The 16,069-nt window shown below is 49.7% G+C and carries 15 protein-coding genes and 1 other RNA gene; 1 reads left to right on the top strand and 15 read right to left on the bottom strand.

The window, feature by feature from the left end; genetic code table 11:
- Position 1: 1 nt before the first annotated feature.
- From VV089_RS19070 to VV089_RS19000, 15 genes are all read right to left on the bottom strand, one after another.
- The gene (locus VV089_RS19070) at positions 2-1,723 is read right to left on the bottom strand and encodes a B12-binding domain-containing radical SAM protein (RefSeq protein ID WP_334337029.1); all 1,722 of its coding nucleotides are present in this window, start codon (positions 1,721-1,723) and stop codon (positions 2-4) included.
- A 140-nt stretch (positions 1,724-1,863) separates the two neighbouring features.
- Positions 1,864-2,127, bottom strand: an RNA gene (gene ffs / locus VV089_RS19065) — signal recognition particle sRNA large type.
- A 71-nt stretch (positions 2,128-2,198) separates the two neighbouring features.
- Complete coding sequence (locus VV089_RS19060) at positions 2,199-2,879, bottom strand: D-lyxose/D-mannose family sugar isomerase (RefSeq protein ID WP_334337028.1); 681 nt, start codon at positions 2,877-2,879, stop codon at positions 2,199-2,201.
- A gap of 66 nt (positions 2,880-2,945) precedes the next feature.
- On the bottom strand, positions 2,946-4,004 hold the full coding sequence (locus tag VV089_RS19055; RefSeq protein WP_334337027.1) for an aldose 1-epimerase family protein: 1,059 nt from the start codon (positions 4,002-4,004) through the stop codon (positions 2,946-2,948).
- Positions 4,005-4,034: 30 nt separating this feature from the next.
- The gene (hxlB, locus tag VV089_RS19050; protein WP_334337026.1) at positions 4,035-4,607 is read right to left on the bottom strand and encodes a 6-phospho-3-hexuloisomerase; all 573 of its coding nucleotides are present in this window, start codon (positions 4,605-4,607) and stop codon (positions 4,035-4,037) included.
- Positions 4,608-4,780: 173 nt separating this feature from the next.
- Complete coding sequence (locus VV089_RS19045) at positions 4,781-5,476, bottom strand: ribulose-phosphate 3-epimerase (protein WP_334337025.1); 696 nt, start codon at positions 5,474-5,476, stop codon at positions 4,781-4,783.
- Between the two features lie 22 nt (positions 5,477-5,498).
- Positions 5,499-6,431: a carbohydrate kinase family protein gene (locus VV089_RS19040; protein ID WP_334337024.1), complete on the bottom strand. Its 933-nt coding sequence runs from the start codon at positions 6,429-6,431 to the stop codon at positions 5,499-5,501.
- A gap of 37 nt (positions 6,432-6,468) precedes the next feature.
- Positions 6,469-7,107 carry a zeta toxin family protein gene (locus VV089_RS19035; protein WP_334337023.1) on the bottom strand — a complete coding sequence of 213 codons (639 nt, stop codon included), beginning with the start codon at positions 7,105-7,107 and terminating at the stop codon, positions 6,469-6,471.
- Between the two features lie 152 nt (positions 7,108-7,259).
- Entirely contained in the window at positions 7,260-8,198 is a 939-nt protein-coding gene (locus VV089_RS19030; RefSeq protein ID WP_334337022.1) for a carbohydrate kinase family protein, read from the bottom strand.
- Between the two features lie 9 nt (positions 8,199-8,207).
- A complete protein-coding gene (locus tag VV089_RS19025) occupies positions 8,208-8,606 on the bottom strand; it encodes a VOC family protein (RefSeq protein ID WP_334337021.1) in 399 nt (132 codons plus the stop codon).
- Positions 8,607-8,661: 55 nt separating this feature from the next.
- Positions 8,662-9,534 carry a class II fructose-bisphosphate aldolase gene (locus tag VV089_RS19020; RefSeq protein WP_334337020.1) on the bottom strand — a complete coding sequence of 291 codons (873 nt, stop codon included), beginning with the start codon at positions 9,532-9,534 and terminating at the stop codon, positions 8,662-8,664.
- Between the two features lie 137 nt (positions 9,535-9,671).
- On the bottom strand, positions 9,672-10,655 hold the full coding sequence (locus VV089_RS19015) for an ROK family protein (RefSeq protein WP_334337019.1): 984 nt from the start codon (positions 10,653-10,655) through the stop codon (positions 9,672-9,674).
- A 25-nt stretch (positions 10,656-10,680) separates the two neighbouring features.
- On the bottom strand, positions 10,681-11,667 hold the full coding sequence (locus VV089_RS19010; protein ID WP_334337018.1) for an ABC transporter permease: 987 nt from the start codon (positions 11,665-11,667) through the stop codon (positions 10,681-10,683).
- 32 nt (positions 11,668-11,699) lie between these two features.
- Positions 11,700-13,202, bottom strand: coding sequence for a sugar ABC transporter ATP-binding protein (locus VV089_RS19005; protein WP_334337017.1), 1,503 nt, complete (start codon positions 13,200-13,202; stop codon positions 11,700-11,702).
- Positions 13,203-13,382: 180 nt separating this feature from the next.
- Positions 13,383-14,417, bottom strand: coding sequence for a substrate-binding domain-containing protein (locus VV089_RS19000; protein ID WP_334337016.1), 1,035 nt, complete (start codon positions 14,415-14,417; stop codon positions 13,383-13,385).
- 378 nt (positions 14,418-14,795) lie between these two features.
- Here VV089_RS19000 and VV089_RS18995 point away from each other — a divergent pair, with 378 nt between their 5' ends.
- Entirely contained in the window at positions 14,796-16,046 is a 1,251-nt protein-coding gene (locus VV089_RS18995) for an ROK family transcriptional regulator (protein ID WP_334337015.1), read from the top strand.
- The last annotated feature ends 23 nt before the right edge of the window (positions 16,047-16,069 follow it).

The following is a 16,069-nucleotide window of genomic DNA, read 5'->3' as shown; positions in this document are numbered from 1 at the left end:
CTTATTCTTCCTCTTTCGCATCTATCCACTGCCAGGTATCGGCATCCTTTGTCAGCGGATTCCTCTTTTCATAATCAAAAATCAGATAAACAGGCTTCTTTTTCTGCTCCAGCAGCACCTCCACATGATGCTGTTTTCCCACCTGCTTTCGAATCTGCCGGATACGGTCCTCAAAGGGCCGCTGATCAGAGGCAAATGCCGGACGGCCTTTTACCTTCTCCCGAAGATACAGGTCTATGGTCAGAAGCTCCCGGTATACCGCTTCCTCCCCAGGATGCCTCTCCCGGATGTAATCCAGCAGAATCTCGTACCGCTGCAGCCGGGAATGGCTTATGGCATTCAGATCCTTCTTCTCATAAAAGTCCGCCAATTCCTCAAAAAACCGGAAGGGAGAAGAACAGGTCTTTAAAAGCCTCTCCAAAGTATACCGGAATTGATGACTATTATAATAGATTTCGACCATTTCTTCAATTGCCTTTAACTGTAAAATATCGGAAAAGGAAAGCCAGTCTGTGTACAGCACCTCGTACGGCGGCTGTTCCCGGCAGACAATGCCGTACTGCTTCGCCTCCCGATACATCGGGGAACCCTGCAGAAGCTTTAGAAAGCCCAGCTGCAGCTGTTCCGGCCTCATGGCAAATACGGTGTCAAAGGAATGAGCAAAGCTTGTATAGTCCTCATAGGGCAGGCCTGCTATCAGATCCAGGTGCTGATGGATATTGCCTGCCCTGCGGATCCGCTCCACATTGGCCCGCAGCTTCTCCAGATCCGTTTTCCTGTGAATCGCCTTAAGGGTCTTTTGATTTACAGACTGTACGCCGATCTCCAGCTGAACCAGCCCCGGACGCATCCCTTCCAGCAGCGCCAGCTCTTCCTCATTCAGCAAATCCGCCCCAATCTCAAAGTGAAAGTTCGTCACCCCATTGTCATGCTCTGAAAGATACTTCCATATGGCAAGAGCATGTGAATGGCTGCAGTTAAAAGTCCTGTCCACGAACTTTACTTGGGGCGCCTTCGCATCCAGAAAGTACTGCAGCTGTGCAAAAACCTGCTCCAAATCCCGAAAGCGGACCTGCTTTTCCACGGAAGAGAGACAGTAGCTGCAGGAAAAGGGACATCCCCGGCTGGATTCATAGTAGATAATCCGGTGCTCAAAATCCGTAAGTCCTTTGTAGGCAAATGGAATCCTGTTTAGCGCAAGAGGCTCTCCCGGCCGGTTGACGCATAATTCCTCTTGCTGCTTCTCTTGATTTGGGCCGCTTTTTTCCGCCCCTTCCCGGATGACCTTTGATCTTCGGTAAACGGCCCCTGGGATCTCATCCCACTTCTCTGCTTTTGTCACATAGCATTCCGTCAGAAGCCGGAAGCTTTCCTCTCCCTCGCCGGTAAGGATCCCCGTAAGCTCTGGATATTCCTCCAAAAGCTCACAGGCACAGAAGGATACCTCCGGCCCTCCCAGCCAGACAGGCACCTGGGGCAGAAGCTTTTTGCATTCCCTCACCAGCTCTTTCACCTGCCGGATGTTCCAGATATAGCAGGAAAAAAGTAAAACCTTAGGATCTTTTTTATAGATCTCTCTTAAGATCTCCTCTGTCCGGTGATTGATGGTGAATTCTGCCAGCTCCACATACGGGGACAGCTCTCCTGCGGATGCCTTCAGGCTATAGACGGCAAGATTGGAATGGATATATTTTGCATTGATGGCCGTTAATAAAATTCTCATGGGATCCCCGCCTCCCTTCCGATCTTTCTATACGATAAGTAAAAAAGGAATTACTGCATAAGCAATAACTCCCTCCTTCGTCTGCATATCCTTATGCACAGAAGCCTGCGCCCCCGGCATATCCTAAGCTTTATTTAAATCCGCACATCCTGCTTTGAACCAGAAACAGCATCGGTTACCCCTGCAGCCGGCTCGGCCCAGGTGACCTTACGGCACACAGAAGGTTCTGCTTAGAGCTGCTCCATTCCTGACCTGACTCGGTTCACAGATTCCTGTTGCGCAAGACCCAGACGTCAGTGCTGCTTACAGAGGGCCGTATACCGTTTCAAAAGCCCGAGGCAGGATATCACCCCCACTATAGCGGATTGTGGGTACAGGGCACCGCTAACTCCCCGGCTGTGCGGAAATCTTAAACAATTTCAGAATTTTAGTATACCGGGTATCCGGCTGTTTGTCAACGGATTTTCCCGGCTTTTTATTTTACCTCGGGATACTCCGTGCACAGCAGACGGTAAGCAGGCTCATCCTCCTCGATGGAGGGGAATCTTCCAATAGGTTCATAGAAACGATTGTCTGTGTTGTCGTCGTTCGTCATGGAAACCTCTCCAATAAGAGCCACGCCGTTGCGCACAGTAAATTCATGGTAGTAGTAGGGATACAGGGTTAAGGACTGGCCGGGCTTTAACACGATCTCGGATCCCGCCTCAACCGTGTAGCATCTGCCGTCGCTGAAGATCTCTACCGGAGTGTCCAGAAGCTTTCCTTCGTCCTCGCGATCCGCATTCCAGAGACGGAATACAACGTCTGCTCCGCCCCGGTTGATGATGTCCTCCATCTTATTCCAGTGGAAATGATTGGGGGAAATCTGTCCTTCCTTCACCATCATAATCTTCTCTGCATATACCTTCGTATACTTGGGATCCTTTGCATTGCCGTTGCGGATGGTGATCAGCGCAAGGCCCAGAGTGTCAAAATGGCCCTCGCCGTAATCCGTCACGTCCCAGCCCAGGGCATTGTCCCGGATCTCGTCAAACTCATGGCCTTTCTCTGCCCACTCCTCGGGAGTAAAATGGCAGAATGGCGGAAGCGCAAACTTATACTCGTTTAACAGCCCCTCAAATTCCTTAATAACCTTATTGATTTCCGAACGTTTCATTTCTTTCATCCTTTCTTTCTTTTATATTTTTACAGTTCCTCAGTTTTCCGCCGTGATAGGTAAACGTTACTGAATCCCTGCAAATTTTTCTTTAAATTCCCTCTCCCACCTGTCCAGCTCTTCCTTTGTGTCGGCAATGGTGAATTTCAGCACATTTGTTTCCGAAGCAAAGGGCTCAAGGTAATGCACGCAGTCATGCTCCACGTGCCAGGCTTTTCCGTATACGCTGGAATTGGAAGGCTCAAGGCCGATGACGTAATCTCCTGCGGCAATGGATTTCCATTCCATAAAATAGGGCAGGTATTTCATATTGAACTCAATCTTCAGGCCGATCTCTTTCTCCCGGTTCATAACACAGACATAGGTATTCTGATTCTCGTCTGTCTTAAGATCGTGGATAAACACATACTCCGGTTCCTCCGGCTTCGGCGCTTCCATCCGGTCGTACCGATCCTCATGGCCTTCTGCTTCCGGATCCCTCGGCGTTACCTTTCTGGCGGGAATCAGAAGCCGGGTATTCTCATCCAAGAAGGGATAACCCATATTAATGTGATACAAGAGCATCAGGGGCTCTCTCCGGTAAGCCTCGTTGGTAATCTCGTCTGTCACCGTAAAGGACTTCTCCCCGTAACGGGACTCTATGGTTCTGCGAAGAACCATATTTTCTCCGAAAAGCTCCGCCTCGCGCATCTCTCCCTGTATCCGCAGAACGTACTCCCCGTCCTCCCAGAAAGCATCTCCGCACAAATGCTCTCCAGGGGTGGTGCGGATGCGGCCATGCATCGGGTAGTCCTTCCCCTCAAGGCTTAAGGGCGCACAGATATTCTCAAGGCCCGCCGTAAAGAAGAATCCTCCCATAATGCTTCTTAAGGCTTCCTCCCCATGGGTGTCGTAGTGACCCCTCCCCTGGAGTCCCGGCTTAGAGAGAAAATTAAGGTTCATTCCCTTGTAGGAAAGCTCCGACACATCCAGGCACTTGTCTGCCAGTGCACGAAAGCACAGCCCGCCGTTTTTTACCTCGTATGCCTTTAAGCCGCTGCTGCGCCCTTCCTCGTAGGCAATGGGGCGCACATAGGCCACCTGCTGCATACTTCCTACATACTGATACAATTCTTTCTTATCCATAGGCACCTCCTATCTCCCAAAGCCTGCGTGTTATTCCAGATTGGCATGGTACTGCCACAGGCCCTTCATATCAAGCTGCCTTCTCTCAATGATCATCTTTGCCAGCACGTCCCCAAGGAGAAGCACGGACTGCTCAAACAGAGAGGTCATAGGCTGGCAGGAATCAATCTCATCCTCCAGGTAAAACTTTGTCCGCACGGGAATCCGCACCATAAATTCACAGAGATCCTTCATCTCACTGTTGGGATTGGATCCGATATGTACGATCTTTGCGCCTATGGTATGGGCTTTCTTTGCAATGCCCAGAGGAAACAGGGACATTCCGCTTCCGCTTCCCACAATCAGCAGATCCTTTTTGGTAATAGCCGGCTCTGTAATCTCGCCTACATAGTGGGTGCGGATTCCTAAATGGGCCAGACGCTTGCACACGCACTGGAGGGCTAAAAGCACCCTTCCCACTCCCACGAAAAACACCTGATCCGCTTTGAAGATCTCATCACAGAGCTTTTCCAGAGAAGCCGGATCCACACTGGAGAGCGTGCGTCCCAGTTCATCCAGAACCTCCTCACATGCCTTCTTATAATCTTCGTCAAAATTACTCACTTTCTTGCCTCCTATTCCAGTTTCGTAATATCCCTCCCAGTACACTGGTCTGAAATCAATTTCCAGCCACAAACCCATGTTTCTGGAAATCGATTTGTGCACTGTGAGGGATATTACTGTTTTAAAGTCGCTGCGCGACAGCACTAAAGAGTAAAATCACTCTGACTTTTCTGTCAGCCGGCAATCTCGGCCTGGAGGGCCATAAGTTTTGCCAGGCTGTTCTCCATATCATCCGCCTTAATGCAGGTACTTCCGGTGACGAAGATATCCACGTCCTTCTCCCCATACATTCTGATATTATCCGGGGATATCCTTCCGTCAATCTCGATCTTCGTATTCAGCCCCCGTTCCTCAATCATGCTGCGAAGCTCCCGGATCTTCCTGGTTCCGTAAGGAACCTGGCTTTCGGCCTTTACAAAGGCATAGCCCGGGTTAATCAGCATCAGAAGGACAGTATCGCATTTTTCCAGTACGTAGTCAAGTACAGACAGGGGGGTTCCAGGCTTCAAGGCCACTCCGGCCCGGACTCCCTTTGCATGAATCCGGTTCAGCATACCATCCAGGTGATCTGCAGTCTCTGCATGAAATACCAGCTGCTGCACGCCGATATCCAGAAGCTCATCCACAAAATAATCCGGCTCTTTCACCATCACATGACAGTCAAATTCCAGATCCGTTTTCTTCCGAAGCTGCCGCACAGTATCCAGCCCCAAAGGCATACTGGGGCTGAAATGCCCGTCCAAAATGTCCACATGAAGAGCCTTCACCCCATGGTTTTCCAGAATGCGCACCTGGCTTTCCAGATTACACATATCCAGACAGATAAGGGAGGGGGAAATAATGCATTTTTCTTCCCATAAATGACTCATGGCTTCTATATCCTTTCCGTTTTTAAAGATTTTTTTCAATTTCTTCTCTTGTAGGCAGGGAGGAAATCGCTCCCTTATGCTGAACGCAGATCCAGCCTGCGGTATTGCCGTAGCGAAGGGCCTTCTCTATAATTTCCGCAGTCAGATCCTTGGTCTTTTCCACTCCCTGGATGCGCAGGCTGGATAAAAATCCGCCCCAGAAGGCATCTCCGGCTCCTGTGGCATCTACTGCTTTGGCTTTTCGTCCCTCAATAGTCAATATCTGGCCGTCAAAATAGCATTTTGCCCCTGCAGAGCCCAAGGTTTCCACAATCAGGGACAGGGAACAGCGCTCCATCAGTTCAAAAAGCCCCTCTTCTCCCCCTACCATGTCCACCTCTTCCTCGGAAATCTTTAAGATATCCACAAGGGGCAGCAGATCCAGCACGGCTTTTCCACATGCCGCCTGGTCATCTTTCCACATAAGGTTCCGGTAATTCACATCAAAGCTCACCAGCTTTTCCATCTCATGCCCCAGCTTCATGGCCCGCACGGTTGCCTCCGAGGCCGGAGACGCGGACAGGGAGCAGGAGCCTGCATGAATGATGCAGGATTCCTTTATATCTTCTTCCTTCACATCCTCCTCCAGCAAAAACATATCTGCTCCCGGCTTTCGGGCAAAGGTGAAGGTTCTTTCTCCGTTTTCCGCCAGGCTTACAAAAGCCATGGTTGTAATTGCCTCTTCGCAAAGCTTAGGCTTTATGCAGCGCACCTGATTTTCCTCCAGGGTCTTTATCAGAAAACGCCCGAAGTCGTCCTCGCCTACGCTGCAGCACATGCCTGCCTTAAGGCCGTTTCTTGCCATGGCAATGGCCACGTTGGCCGGAGCGCCGCCGGCATTGCGCACATAGCTTCCCGGCTCCGTGCCGGGAATAAAGTCAATCACCATCTCGCCTATACTATATAAATCAAGCATATCAATCTCCTAATTCCAGTTCCGTAATATCCCTTCTCTATAAAAAACAATCCTCCGGCCCCGTATGGGCGGCAATCTCGTCCATGATCCTGCCATAATTGATTTTACTGAAATCCGTCACATTTACAGCAATGGTATAGCCCAGCCGAATATCATAATTACGTTCCTTCAGCCATTTTAAAAATGCCTCGTAGTCTGGTATGGCATCCTCCGCTGCAGGTTCGTCCTCCCTTACCTCTTCCTTGTGGTAGCGCTCTGTCAGATGGCCCGGGTGCCTTTTTCCTCCCTTGTCCCGGCAGACGCTGCGTTCGTAGACCACTTTGGAATCCCCGTACATGTAGACGGTGATTACATTGTAGCCATACTCCTTCGCCAGTTCAAAAAGACGCGGCCTGTGGTACTGATAAAATGGGTATTCCAGGAGAATAGACTCTGTATTCCGCATGGATTTTTGCACATACAGATAGAATTCTTCCAGGCCGAACTTGTTGAGGGCCTCTTTCTGCTCCTTATTATCAAATCCAAAAATATCCCAGTTCTTTTCCTTAATCTCATCATAGGACAGCTTCTTAAGTCCTTCAAATTCCTCCTCAATCTTGGCGGCCCCATAGCTTTTCCCGGTTCCGGGCCCACCTGTTACGATGATCATGGTCTTCGGATTCCCAAAAGCTCTCACCGTTTCTCACCACGCTTTCCTATATTCAAAAGAAAAGGCTGCTGCAAAACAAACCGGCTGGGTTTTCCATCTCACGCTTTCGAAAATCCTCCTGGTTTATTTTACGGCAGCCTTCGTTTTACCGGCTGTCTCTTCCTTTACAAGATGCCGGTTTAAGAATTCTTTGCAATCATATCCGCCACGGTCTGCGGAGTAATATCTCCTTCCATGGGGCCGAATGCCGCCGCATTCAGCGCGCCTGCCGCAGCGCCTGCCTTTGCCGCATCTTCTAAGGAGCGTCCCAGGGCAAGGGATGCAATAAATGCTCCGTCAAAGCTGTCTCCGGCTCCTGTGGCATCCAGAGCTTCCACAGGATATGCTCCCATCTCAAAATGGCCGTCACGGGTATATACGGTAGAGCCCTTGGAACCGTTCTTAAGCACCACGATCTCCATATCCGGATATTCAAAGCATTTCTTCACTGCCTTTTCGATGTCTTCCTCTCCTGTGAGCAGACGCAGCTCGGATTTGCCCGGCAGAAATACGTTGGTGGCCTTCACAACCTCCTGAATAATATCGTAGTCCTCCGCTTCCTTCATATGCTCCATACGGATATTGGGATCAAAAGAAATCTTTGCGCCCTTTTCCTTCATGGCATGCATGGTCTTTACGATCTCTTTTGCATAATCCTTGCTGGAGGTCAGCGCGCAGCCCATCATATGGAAGAAGCTTATATCTCCCATCTTTGACACATCGGGCATCTTAGCCTCCACTGCGGGAGTGTGATCCCAGTGGAAGATAAATTTGCGTTCTCCGTCGGAATAATACATTACAAAGGCAACGCCTGTAGAACCGTGCTCGCTTTCCAGCACATAGCTTACATCAACGCCGTCAGCCTTCAGATGATCCAGTACGCATTTTCCGAAGCCGTCCTTGCCTACGCCGGAGATAATGCCTGCCTCCGCACCCATTCTGGCTGCTGTCCGGATAAAGATTCCGGAGGAGCCGCTTGCATAAGGCCCCTTAAAGGTCAGAGGCTCGTGAAATTCCATGTTTTCTTCCGGGCGCATCACTTCCACCAGAAGCTCGCCCATTGTCCATACTTTTCCCATTCTATCCTCCTACAGCTTCTGTAAAAACTCGATGGGCTCTTTGTTTGGTCCCTCGATCAGGAAGTAACGCACGCCGTTCTCCCAGAAGGGCAGGAATACGATCTCATCACTCTCCAGGAACTGATATCCTTTTTCTTTTGCCAGGGCATACACCGGCTCAATATCCGGTACATTCAGGGCAAGATGATCGATGGCTCCCCTTTTCATGGCGGCTGTTTTGTTCTCGTAAGTCTCAATCAGAATATCGCCTGCCTGCAGGAAGGCTACCGGGGTGTTGCCTCCGCTCTCATTGATCGTCTCATATACCAGTTCAAAGCCAAGGCCGATGTAGAATTCCTTTGTTGCAGCCAGATCGTTGGTGGGAATTCCGATGTGCTGGATTCCGTTTACATAGTCCATTAATTTCATGCTGTCGTCCTCCTATTCCAGTTCCGTAATATTCCAGTTCCGCATTCGCGCGAAACTAGCGTGCTGCCTTACCGGTACTTCCATAGATGTCGATTTTCTCGCCCACATGCTCGGCAACAGCCTTCTTGGCCGGCTTTAACAGGTTTCTGGGATCCTGCTTGCCCGGCTCCTTGGCTGCTTCCGCCGCAGTCACGGCCGCTACGGCCCCTACGAATACAGACTTGATGGCGGTGCCGTAATTGATTTTGCTCATTCCCATCTGCACGCATTTGCGGAAGTCTGCTTCCGGCACGCCTGTGCCTCCGTGAAGAACCAGGGGGCAGTCCGTAAGTTTTACAATCTTCTCCAGCCGCTCAAAGTCAAGCTTGGGATCCGCTTTGTAAAAGCCGTGGGCTGTTCCGATGGCTACGGCCAGCGCATCGATTCCTGTCTCCTCTACAAAGCGCGGCACATCGTCCGGATTGGTCATGGCAGCGGCGGAATCCTCCACCACTACATTTTCCTCTCTTCCGCCCAGCATACCAAGCTCCGCTTCTACAGAACAGCCGTACTCCTTCGCATATTCTACGATCATCTTTGTATCTGCGATGTTTTCCTCATAGGGCTTCTTGGAAGCATCAATCATAACGGAAGTGAAGCCTTCCCGGATGCACTCTTTGATGAGATCATAGTCCGTAGCGTGATCCAGATGCAGACATACAGGGATATCTACTGACTCGGCCATTCCCTTTACCATTCCGACAGTTGCTTTTAAGCCGTTGTACTTCAGCGCATTTATGGATACCTGAAGGATCACCGGCGCATTCTTCTCTACGCCCGCCATAACGATTCCTTCCGCATCCTCGGGGCAGCTGAAATTAAACGCTCCTACGGCATAGTGGTTTTCTCTTGTTCCGGCAAGAATTTCTTTTAATGTTACTAAACTCATTTTATATCTCCTATTCCAGTTTTGCAATACCTGGGGCTGTCATATTTTCGACAGCCCCGGATGATTTGTTACGGTTCACTTGGTGAACCATAACAATGATTTTTCTGTTACCAGCCCCAAAGGGGCCCAATGCGTGTTTAGTTCTGTGACGCATCCCTGGCCACATAGTCGTGAATCATACAATAAGCGCCGTACAGCACCACCCGGTCATTCAGTATGGAATACCGGATCTGGCTCTCATCCACGGGCTGCAGGCATCTCTCCTTAAGCACGCGCACCATCTCCCTGTGAAAAAAGGTTCTGGCCTTGGTCACCCCGCCTCCCAATACAATTACATCGGGATCGTAAAGGTTAAAATAATTGGCAAGAGCCGTGCCCAGGTAATATCCTTCCTTCTGATAAAGATCCAGGGCATAAGTATCCCCAGCTTCCGCCGCCTGTGTCAGAATCCGGCCGTTCAGATTCTCCTCTTCATAACCGGCCAGTTCAAAGACCTGGTTTTTCATACCTTCCTTCATGTCAGCCTTCATCTGGCGGACAATGGCTGTACCGGAAGCGTACATCTCCACGCAGCCGGTGGAACCGCAGGGACATTCCCTTCCCGTCAGATCGATAGATACGTGTCCCACCTCTCCGGCGCCTCCGTGCCTTCCCCGGTAGAGCTGGTTGTTAATCACGATTCCGCCGCCGCAGCCGGTGCTGACAGTCATGTACATCACATTGGCAAAACCTCTGCCCTCGCCGAAGCGGTGCTCCGCCAGGGCTCCTAAGTTACCGTCGTTGTCAATCCGGGTAGGTTTTCCGTAATCCCTGGAAAGCCGTTCCGCCAGGGGGAAGTTCCTCCACCCCATCATCGGCGCCTCAAGAATCACGCCTCTTTCCTGGTCTAAGGGTCCCGGCGCACCTACGCCGATTCCTATAACATCATCCACAGAGATACCAAAGTGTGCAATGACGTCATCCAATACCTTCCTGGTATTCTGGTACACGGCTTCTTCACCGTGATAGGTCTGAGACTGGACAACATGGGCATACCCGTCTACCAGCTCACCTTCCTCTGTAAAGAGCGCTCCCGTAGACTTGGTTCCGCCTACATCCATAATTAAGTAAAATCGACTCATTCCTCTTAAGCTCCTTGTAACTATATTAATTTCTGCCCCTCTTCTGAGCCATGTCTAATACAACTGCAAGGATAATTATACAACCAATAACCACGTTCTGCCAATAGGAATAAATCTGCAGAAGATCCATACCTGTTTTGATAACAGCGATTACCGCACAGCCGAACATGGCCCGTGCTACGGAACCGGAGCCGCCTGCCAGGGAAGTTCCGCCCAGTACGGTGGACGCGATGGCGAACATCTCATAGCCCTCGCCGGATCCAGGCTGTCCGTTCTGAAGCTTGGAGGCAATCACAACGCCGCACAAGCCTGCCATTACGGAAGAAAGCACATGGCAGTAGAAAGTGATTTTTCTTACATTGATACCGCTTAAGTGGGCAACGTTCTTGTTGCTTCCCACTGCGAATACATGGCGTCCGAATACCGTCTGGGACAGCAGAATATGCATAATGGCAACTACGATAATGGTGAAAATAACAACTACCGGAACTGCTCCGTTGGGCATCCCAGCGGTGGGGATGATACGGCTTGCGCCTAAGAATGCAAAGGAAGTGGGAAGTCCGTATACGGGCTGTCCGCCTGTGATAACGTATGCCACGCCGCGAAGAGCGGTCATGGTAGACAGGGTACAGATCATGGGGATTACATCAAAGTAAGCAATCAGAACGCCGTTGATAAATCCGCAGACAAGGCCTACTGCAATACCGCAGACAATCAGAAGTACCATAGCAAAAGGAATTCCCATGTTGGGAAACTGCAGTCCCGCGTAGGAAGCGATGATTCCGGCTACCGCAACTACGGAACCTACGGAAATATCAATACCGCCAAGAATAATAACATAGGTAAGCCCGGAAGCCAGAAGGGCATTGGTACACATCTGAGACAGAATATTGCTGACATTTCTTACGCTGAAAAATGTATCACTGGCAATACCAAATCCGATGCAAAGTAAAATCAAAACAATGACTACAATATTTTCACTTAATAACTTTTTTACTCTCGTCTTATCCATTTTTACCTTCATCCTCTCTATATCTTAATTCCTTATTCGGCATCACTGGTGATGCTTGCAAGACTGATGATGCTCTGCTCATTGATATCCTCGCCTGTGAGCTCTCCGCTGATACGGCCCTCTCGCATAACGATAACCCGGTTGGCAATACCGATTACCTCCGGCATTTCGGAAGAAATCATAATGATTGCTCCGCCTGCCTCCACAAAGTCATTCATCAGCGCGTAAAACTCCGAACGGGCATTTACATCGATACCTCTGGTAGGCTCATCCAGAATAAGAATCTCCGAATCCGCGGCAAGCCATTTGCCCAGAATAACCTTCTGCTGGTTGCCGCCGGACAACGTTCTTAAGATGGTCTGCAGATCCGGTGCCTTTACCCTTAAGCTTTCCTTGTACTTCTGTGCCTGCTCCTTCTCCCACTCCTTGTTGACAAAGCCAAGCTTCTTTGCATGGAAGGGAAGGCTCGGAAGAGAGGTGTTCTCCACGATGTTTTTCTCCAGAAGAAGGCCTGTTCTTCTTCTGTCCTCTGTTACAAGGCCGATTTTTTTCGCAATGGCCTCCTTGGGATTCTTAAAGTGTACCTCTTCTCCCTTTACGAATACCTTACCGGAATCAATGGGAGTTGCTCCGAAGATAGCTTCCATAACCTCCGTCCGTCCTGCGCCTACCAGGCCGGAAAAGCCCAGGATCTCTCCTGCATAAGCAGTAAAGCTGATATCCTTGAAAACACCTTCTCTTGTAAGGCCTTCTACCCGGAGCATCTCCTTACCCTGCTCATGGTCGTGCTTGTCGTAGTAGTCTCCCATCTCACGTCCAACCATGCTGGCGACAATCTGCTTCTCCGTTACATCTGCTACCATCATGGTATCTACCTTGCAGCCGTCCCGAAGAACGGTTACACGCTCGCAGATCTGCGTCAGCTCCTTCAGACGGTGGGTAATATATATAATTGAAACATTATTCTTTTTCAAAATATGTACCTGCTCGAACAGAGCGTCAATCTCGTGTTCGGACAGGGATGAGGTCGGCTCATCCATTACAACAACCTTGGCGTTCTGGGAAATTACCTTTGCAATCTCTACCATCTGCTGCTGGGCCGCATTCAGCTCCCCGGCAATGGTTGTCGCCTTCAAATCAACCTTCATAAAATCCAGAATATCCTGGGTATCCTTGTTCATCCTGGCCTTATCCAGAAGGCCGTTTTTCTTCTTTTTTTCCCTGCCCAGCCATACATTCTGGGCTACAGTCAGATCCTTGGCAATACTAAGTTCCTGGTGAATAACTGCGATTCCGGCCTCAATTGCCTGGCCGGGCTCGGTAAAGTTCATCTCTTTTCCCTCGAAAACAACCTTTCCGCCTGGATCCGGTGTATAAACGCCGGAAATAATCTTAATCAGTGTGGATTTTCCGGCACCATTCTCACCAACCAGGGTATGTACTTCACCCGGATAGAAGTCAGCCGTTACGTCTGAAAGGGCTTTTACGCCGGGGAAGGTTTTGCTGATATTTTTTACCTGTAAAATCGGTTCCATAGCTTCATTCCTTCTCAATATTTTTTTGTTTTCCCATGAGCGGAAATCCGGTCACGGGCGCCTGCTGCATGTACTTCGCTCCCCCAAAAACAAAAGGAGGTTATTCCAATCGGACTTAAGTCTTCAAGAATAACCTCCCTTCTTTTTAAATCAATCCTATGTATTCTTCAATCTGCCGGATTATTCTGCTGCGTTCTCAGCTGTAATAATGTAAGGAGCGATGAAGATCTGCTTGTCAGTAACGGTTCCGTCAGTCATAAAGGAAATCATCTCGCGAACGATGGTTGCACCGATTTCCTTCGGATTCTGGGAAACTTCAGATACCCAGTACTTTCCGTTCTCAGCATCCAGGATAGCTTCCTTTGCTTCGGGGTTTCCGTCAAATCCGATGATTACGCAGTCAGAGCCTGCTGCCTTGATGGAAGCAAGAGCGCCGGTTGCTGCCGGGTCGCCTACACAGAATACAGCCTTAACTTCCGGATTGGTGGTAAGGATGTTCTCCATGATCTTCTGAGCCTCGTTTGCATCTCCCTTGTAGTCATAGCCGCTCAGCAGATTTCTCTGATCGCCTACGGTATCAACAGCACCCTTCTCTCTGTCAAGGCAGGAAGAAGCGGTCGGATATCCGATGATTGCTACGGTATCGCCTTCCTCAGACAGACGAAGAAGCTCCTGGCCGCCAAGCACACCGCCCTGGTAGTTGTCTGTTCCAACGAAGCAGTTGATAGCTTCAGACTCGGATGTACAGTCAAATGTGAACATTGCTACGCCGTCTTTGTCAGCGTTCTCGATGGCCGGCTTAACGCCTGCTGCATCGTTACATGCAAGAGCGATTGCGTTGCATCCGTCAGCGGTAAGGGTCTCAACCTTCTGGGTTGCGATTACCGGGTCAAGGCTTGCATCCAGTACGGAGAACTGGCTGTCAGAAAGGCCCTGTGCCTTACACTCTGTCTCAATACCCTCGCCGATAAGCTGGTAGAAGGTATGCTCAAAGGATCCAACTACAAAACCAAATTTCATTGCAGATAAATCTGCTCCGCCTTCTGTGGGCGCTTCTGCCTCGGGAGCTTCTGCTTCCGGTGCCTCTGCCTCTGTCTCTGCGGGTGCCTCTGTCTCTGCAGGTGCTTCTGCCGGCGTCTCTGCCTTAGAGCCGCATGCAGCAAGTGCTGCTGTCATTGCCAGTGTCAGCATTACAGCTACTAACTTCTGTTTCATAACTAATATCCTCCTTTAAATTTTTCGGCATTATATGCTCGATAGGGTTATTTTAACACTGTTAAGTATATATGTCAATACATTTTTGCCTGTACACCATAAAATTCACGTCCCTTCTTCCGTCATTTTTACCTATGTTCTATATTTTTCGACAGTTTTTTTGTGGTTTAAGCCTGTCTTTCCTTATTTTTTGACAATTCCTTTTTATGGGAATGCTTTTTGTTTTTAAACAATTTAACCATGTTAAGCTGCAGATTTTGGGACAGGCTCCGCCTATTCAAGGACAAGCAGTTGTAACATCTGGTTCATTCATATATATTTGACAACCGTTCATTTCTTTCTTATAATTGATTCAATAAGTCTTATGGAGAATTCATTGTGAAAAAAGGAAAAAATTTAGCGGATCTATTGGATTCCAACCGTTCGGAAGTGTTGTATTATCTGATGGATCATTCCGGCTGTTCCAGAACGGATCTGGGAGCGGCCACCGGACTGACTCTGGCATCCATTACCAAGATTATCCACTCGCTTCTGGATGCCGGCATTATCTACGAAACAGATTTTATAGAAGGGAAAAAGGGGCGGCGTTCCATCGGCCTTTCTTTTTGTTACGACAAGTTTAAGGTTCTGGCTGTCAACCTTTTCTGGAACCGCCTGGAGATGCAGGCTTGTGATTTTCACGGCAATTTTTACGGGGAGCTGGTATCGATTCCCTTCCTCTACATTTCCAACCGGAACATTGAAGAAGTGGTGGAGACGGCCGGAAGATATATCCAGGATTTCTGCCGGATATACCCGGATATTGTGTCCATCGGCGTGTCTGTGCCCGGCCCTTACTTCCGCAATACCGGATGCATTATGGTGCCGCCCTTTGAGAAGGATCCGGCAAAGCGTTCCTACTATCCCCTTAAGGAAAAGCTGTCCCAGTTTACGCATCTGCCTATCTTTTTGGAGCATGACGCAGATACCGGCGCTCTGGCCTATTGGTGGTTCCGTACAGACAGAAGCCCGGATCTTGTGATTATGAATTTTCTTACGGATACGGGTGTCGGCGTAGGGCTTACGGACGGGCGCAATATCTATGCGGGAAGCAGCAGCTGTTCTTCTGAGTCGGGCCACATTACCGTGGACTATCACGGACGTCCCTGCCCCTACTGCGGCAGCAACGGCTGTCTCAATGCTTACTGCAGCGGCCGGGCTCTGGAAGAGATTGCGGCGGAACAGCTTTCCCTTCATTCGGAAAGTATATTAAACAATATTCCTACCATTACCTACCAGGCTATTATTCAGGCCTCCAAGGAAGGTGATTCCTTTGCCACGGAGCTGCTTACGGAATGCGGACGGACTCTGGGCCATGGGATTCTTTCGCTGCTTCATGTCTTCCATCCGGATCTGATTCTTATCAGCGGCGCCATCAGCAAGGCCGGTACTACGCTCCTTCATAGTATGCAGAAAAGCCTGAGGGAAAGGCAGTCCAGTTACACGACGATTCCGGAGATCCGCCTGCTTTCAGATGAGCGGAACCTGTCCCTGCTTGGGGCGGCTGCCTTTGCCATGGAGCAGATGCTGCAGTTTCCTACCCGGTATTTTTCCCTTCCTGTAAATAATCAGACGCTGCCTGCTTCTTAAAATTTAAGGGACTGATGTAAAAT

Origin of the sequence: Candidatus Merdisoma sp. JLR.KK011 (assembly GCF_036941125.1) — a bacterium.
Taxonomy (GTDB): domain Bacteria; phylum Bacillota; class Clostridia; order Lachnospirales; family Lachnospiraceae; genus Laedolimicola.
Note: the sequence above shows the minus strand (reverse complement) of the source record. Positions and strands in the feature narration are given on the sequence as shown.

Coding starts and splice junctions, on each gene's coding strand:
- VV089_RS19070 (WP_334337029.1), bottom strand. CDS start 1,723: ATGAGAATTTTATTAACGGCCATCAATGCAAAATATATCCATTCCAAT.
- VV089_RS19060 (WP_334337028.1), bottom strand. CDS start 2,879: ATGAAACGTTCGGAAATCAATAAGGTTATTAAGGAATTTGAGGGGCTG.
- VV089_RS19055 (WP_334337027.1), bottom strand. CDS start 4,004: ATGGATAAGAAAGAATTGTATCAGTATGTAGGAAGTATGCAGCAGGTG.
- VV089_RS19045 (WP_334337025.1), bottom strand. CDS start 5,476: ATGAGTCATTTATGGGAAGAAAAATGCATTATTTCCCCCTCCCTTATC.
- VV089_RS19040 (WP_334337024.1), bottom strand. CDS start 6,431: ATGCTTGATTTATATAGTATAGGCGAGATGGTGATTGACTTTATTCCC.
- VV089_RS19030 (WP_334337022.1), bottom strand. CDS start 8,198: ATGGGAAAAGTATGGACAATGGGCGAGCTTCTGGTGGAAGTGATGCGC.
- VV089_RS19025 (WP_334337021.1), bottom strand. CDS start 8,606: ATGAAATTAATGGACTATGTAAACGGAATCCAGCACATCGGAATTCCC.
- VV089_RS19020 (WP_334337020.1), bottom strand. CDS start 9,534: ATGAGTTTAGTAACATTAAAAGAAATTCTTGCCGGAACAAGAGAAAAC.
- VV089_RS19015 (WP_334337019.1), bottom strand. CDS start 10,655: ATGAGTCGATTTTACTTAATTATGGATGTAGGCGGAACCAAGTCTACG.
- VV089_RS19010 (WP_334337018.1), bottom strand. CDS start 11,667: ATGGATAAGACGAGAGTAAAAAAGTTATTAAGTGAAAATATTGTAGTC.
- VV089_RS19005 (WP_334337017.1), bottom strand. CDS start 13,202: ATGGAACCGATTTTACAGGTAAAAAATATCAGCAAAACCTTCCCCGGC.
- VV089_RS19000 (WP_334337016.1), bottom strand. CDS start 14,417: ATGAAACAGAAGTTAGTAGCTGTAATGCTGACACTGGCAATGACAGCA.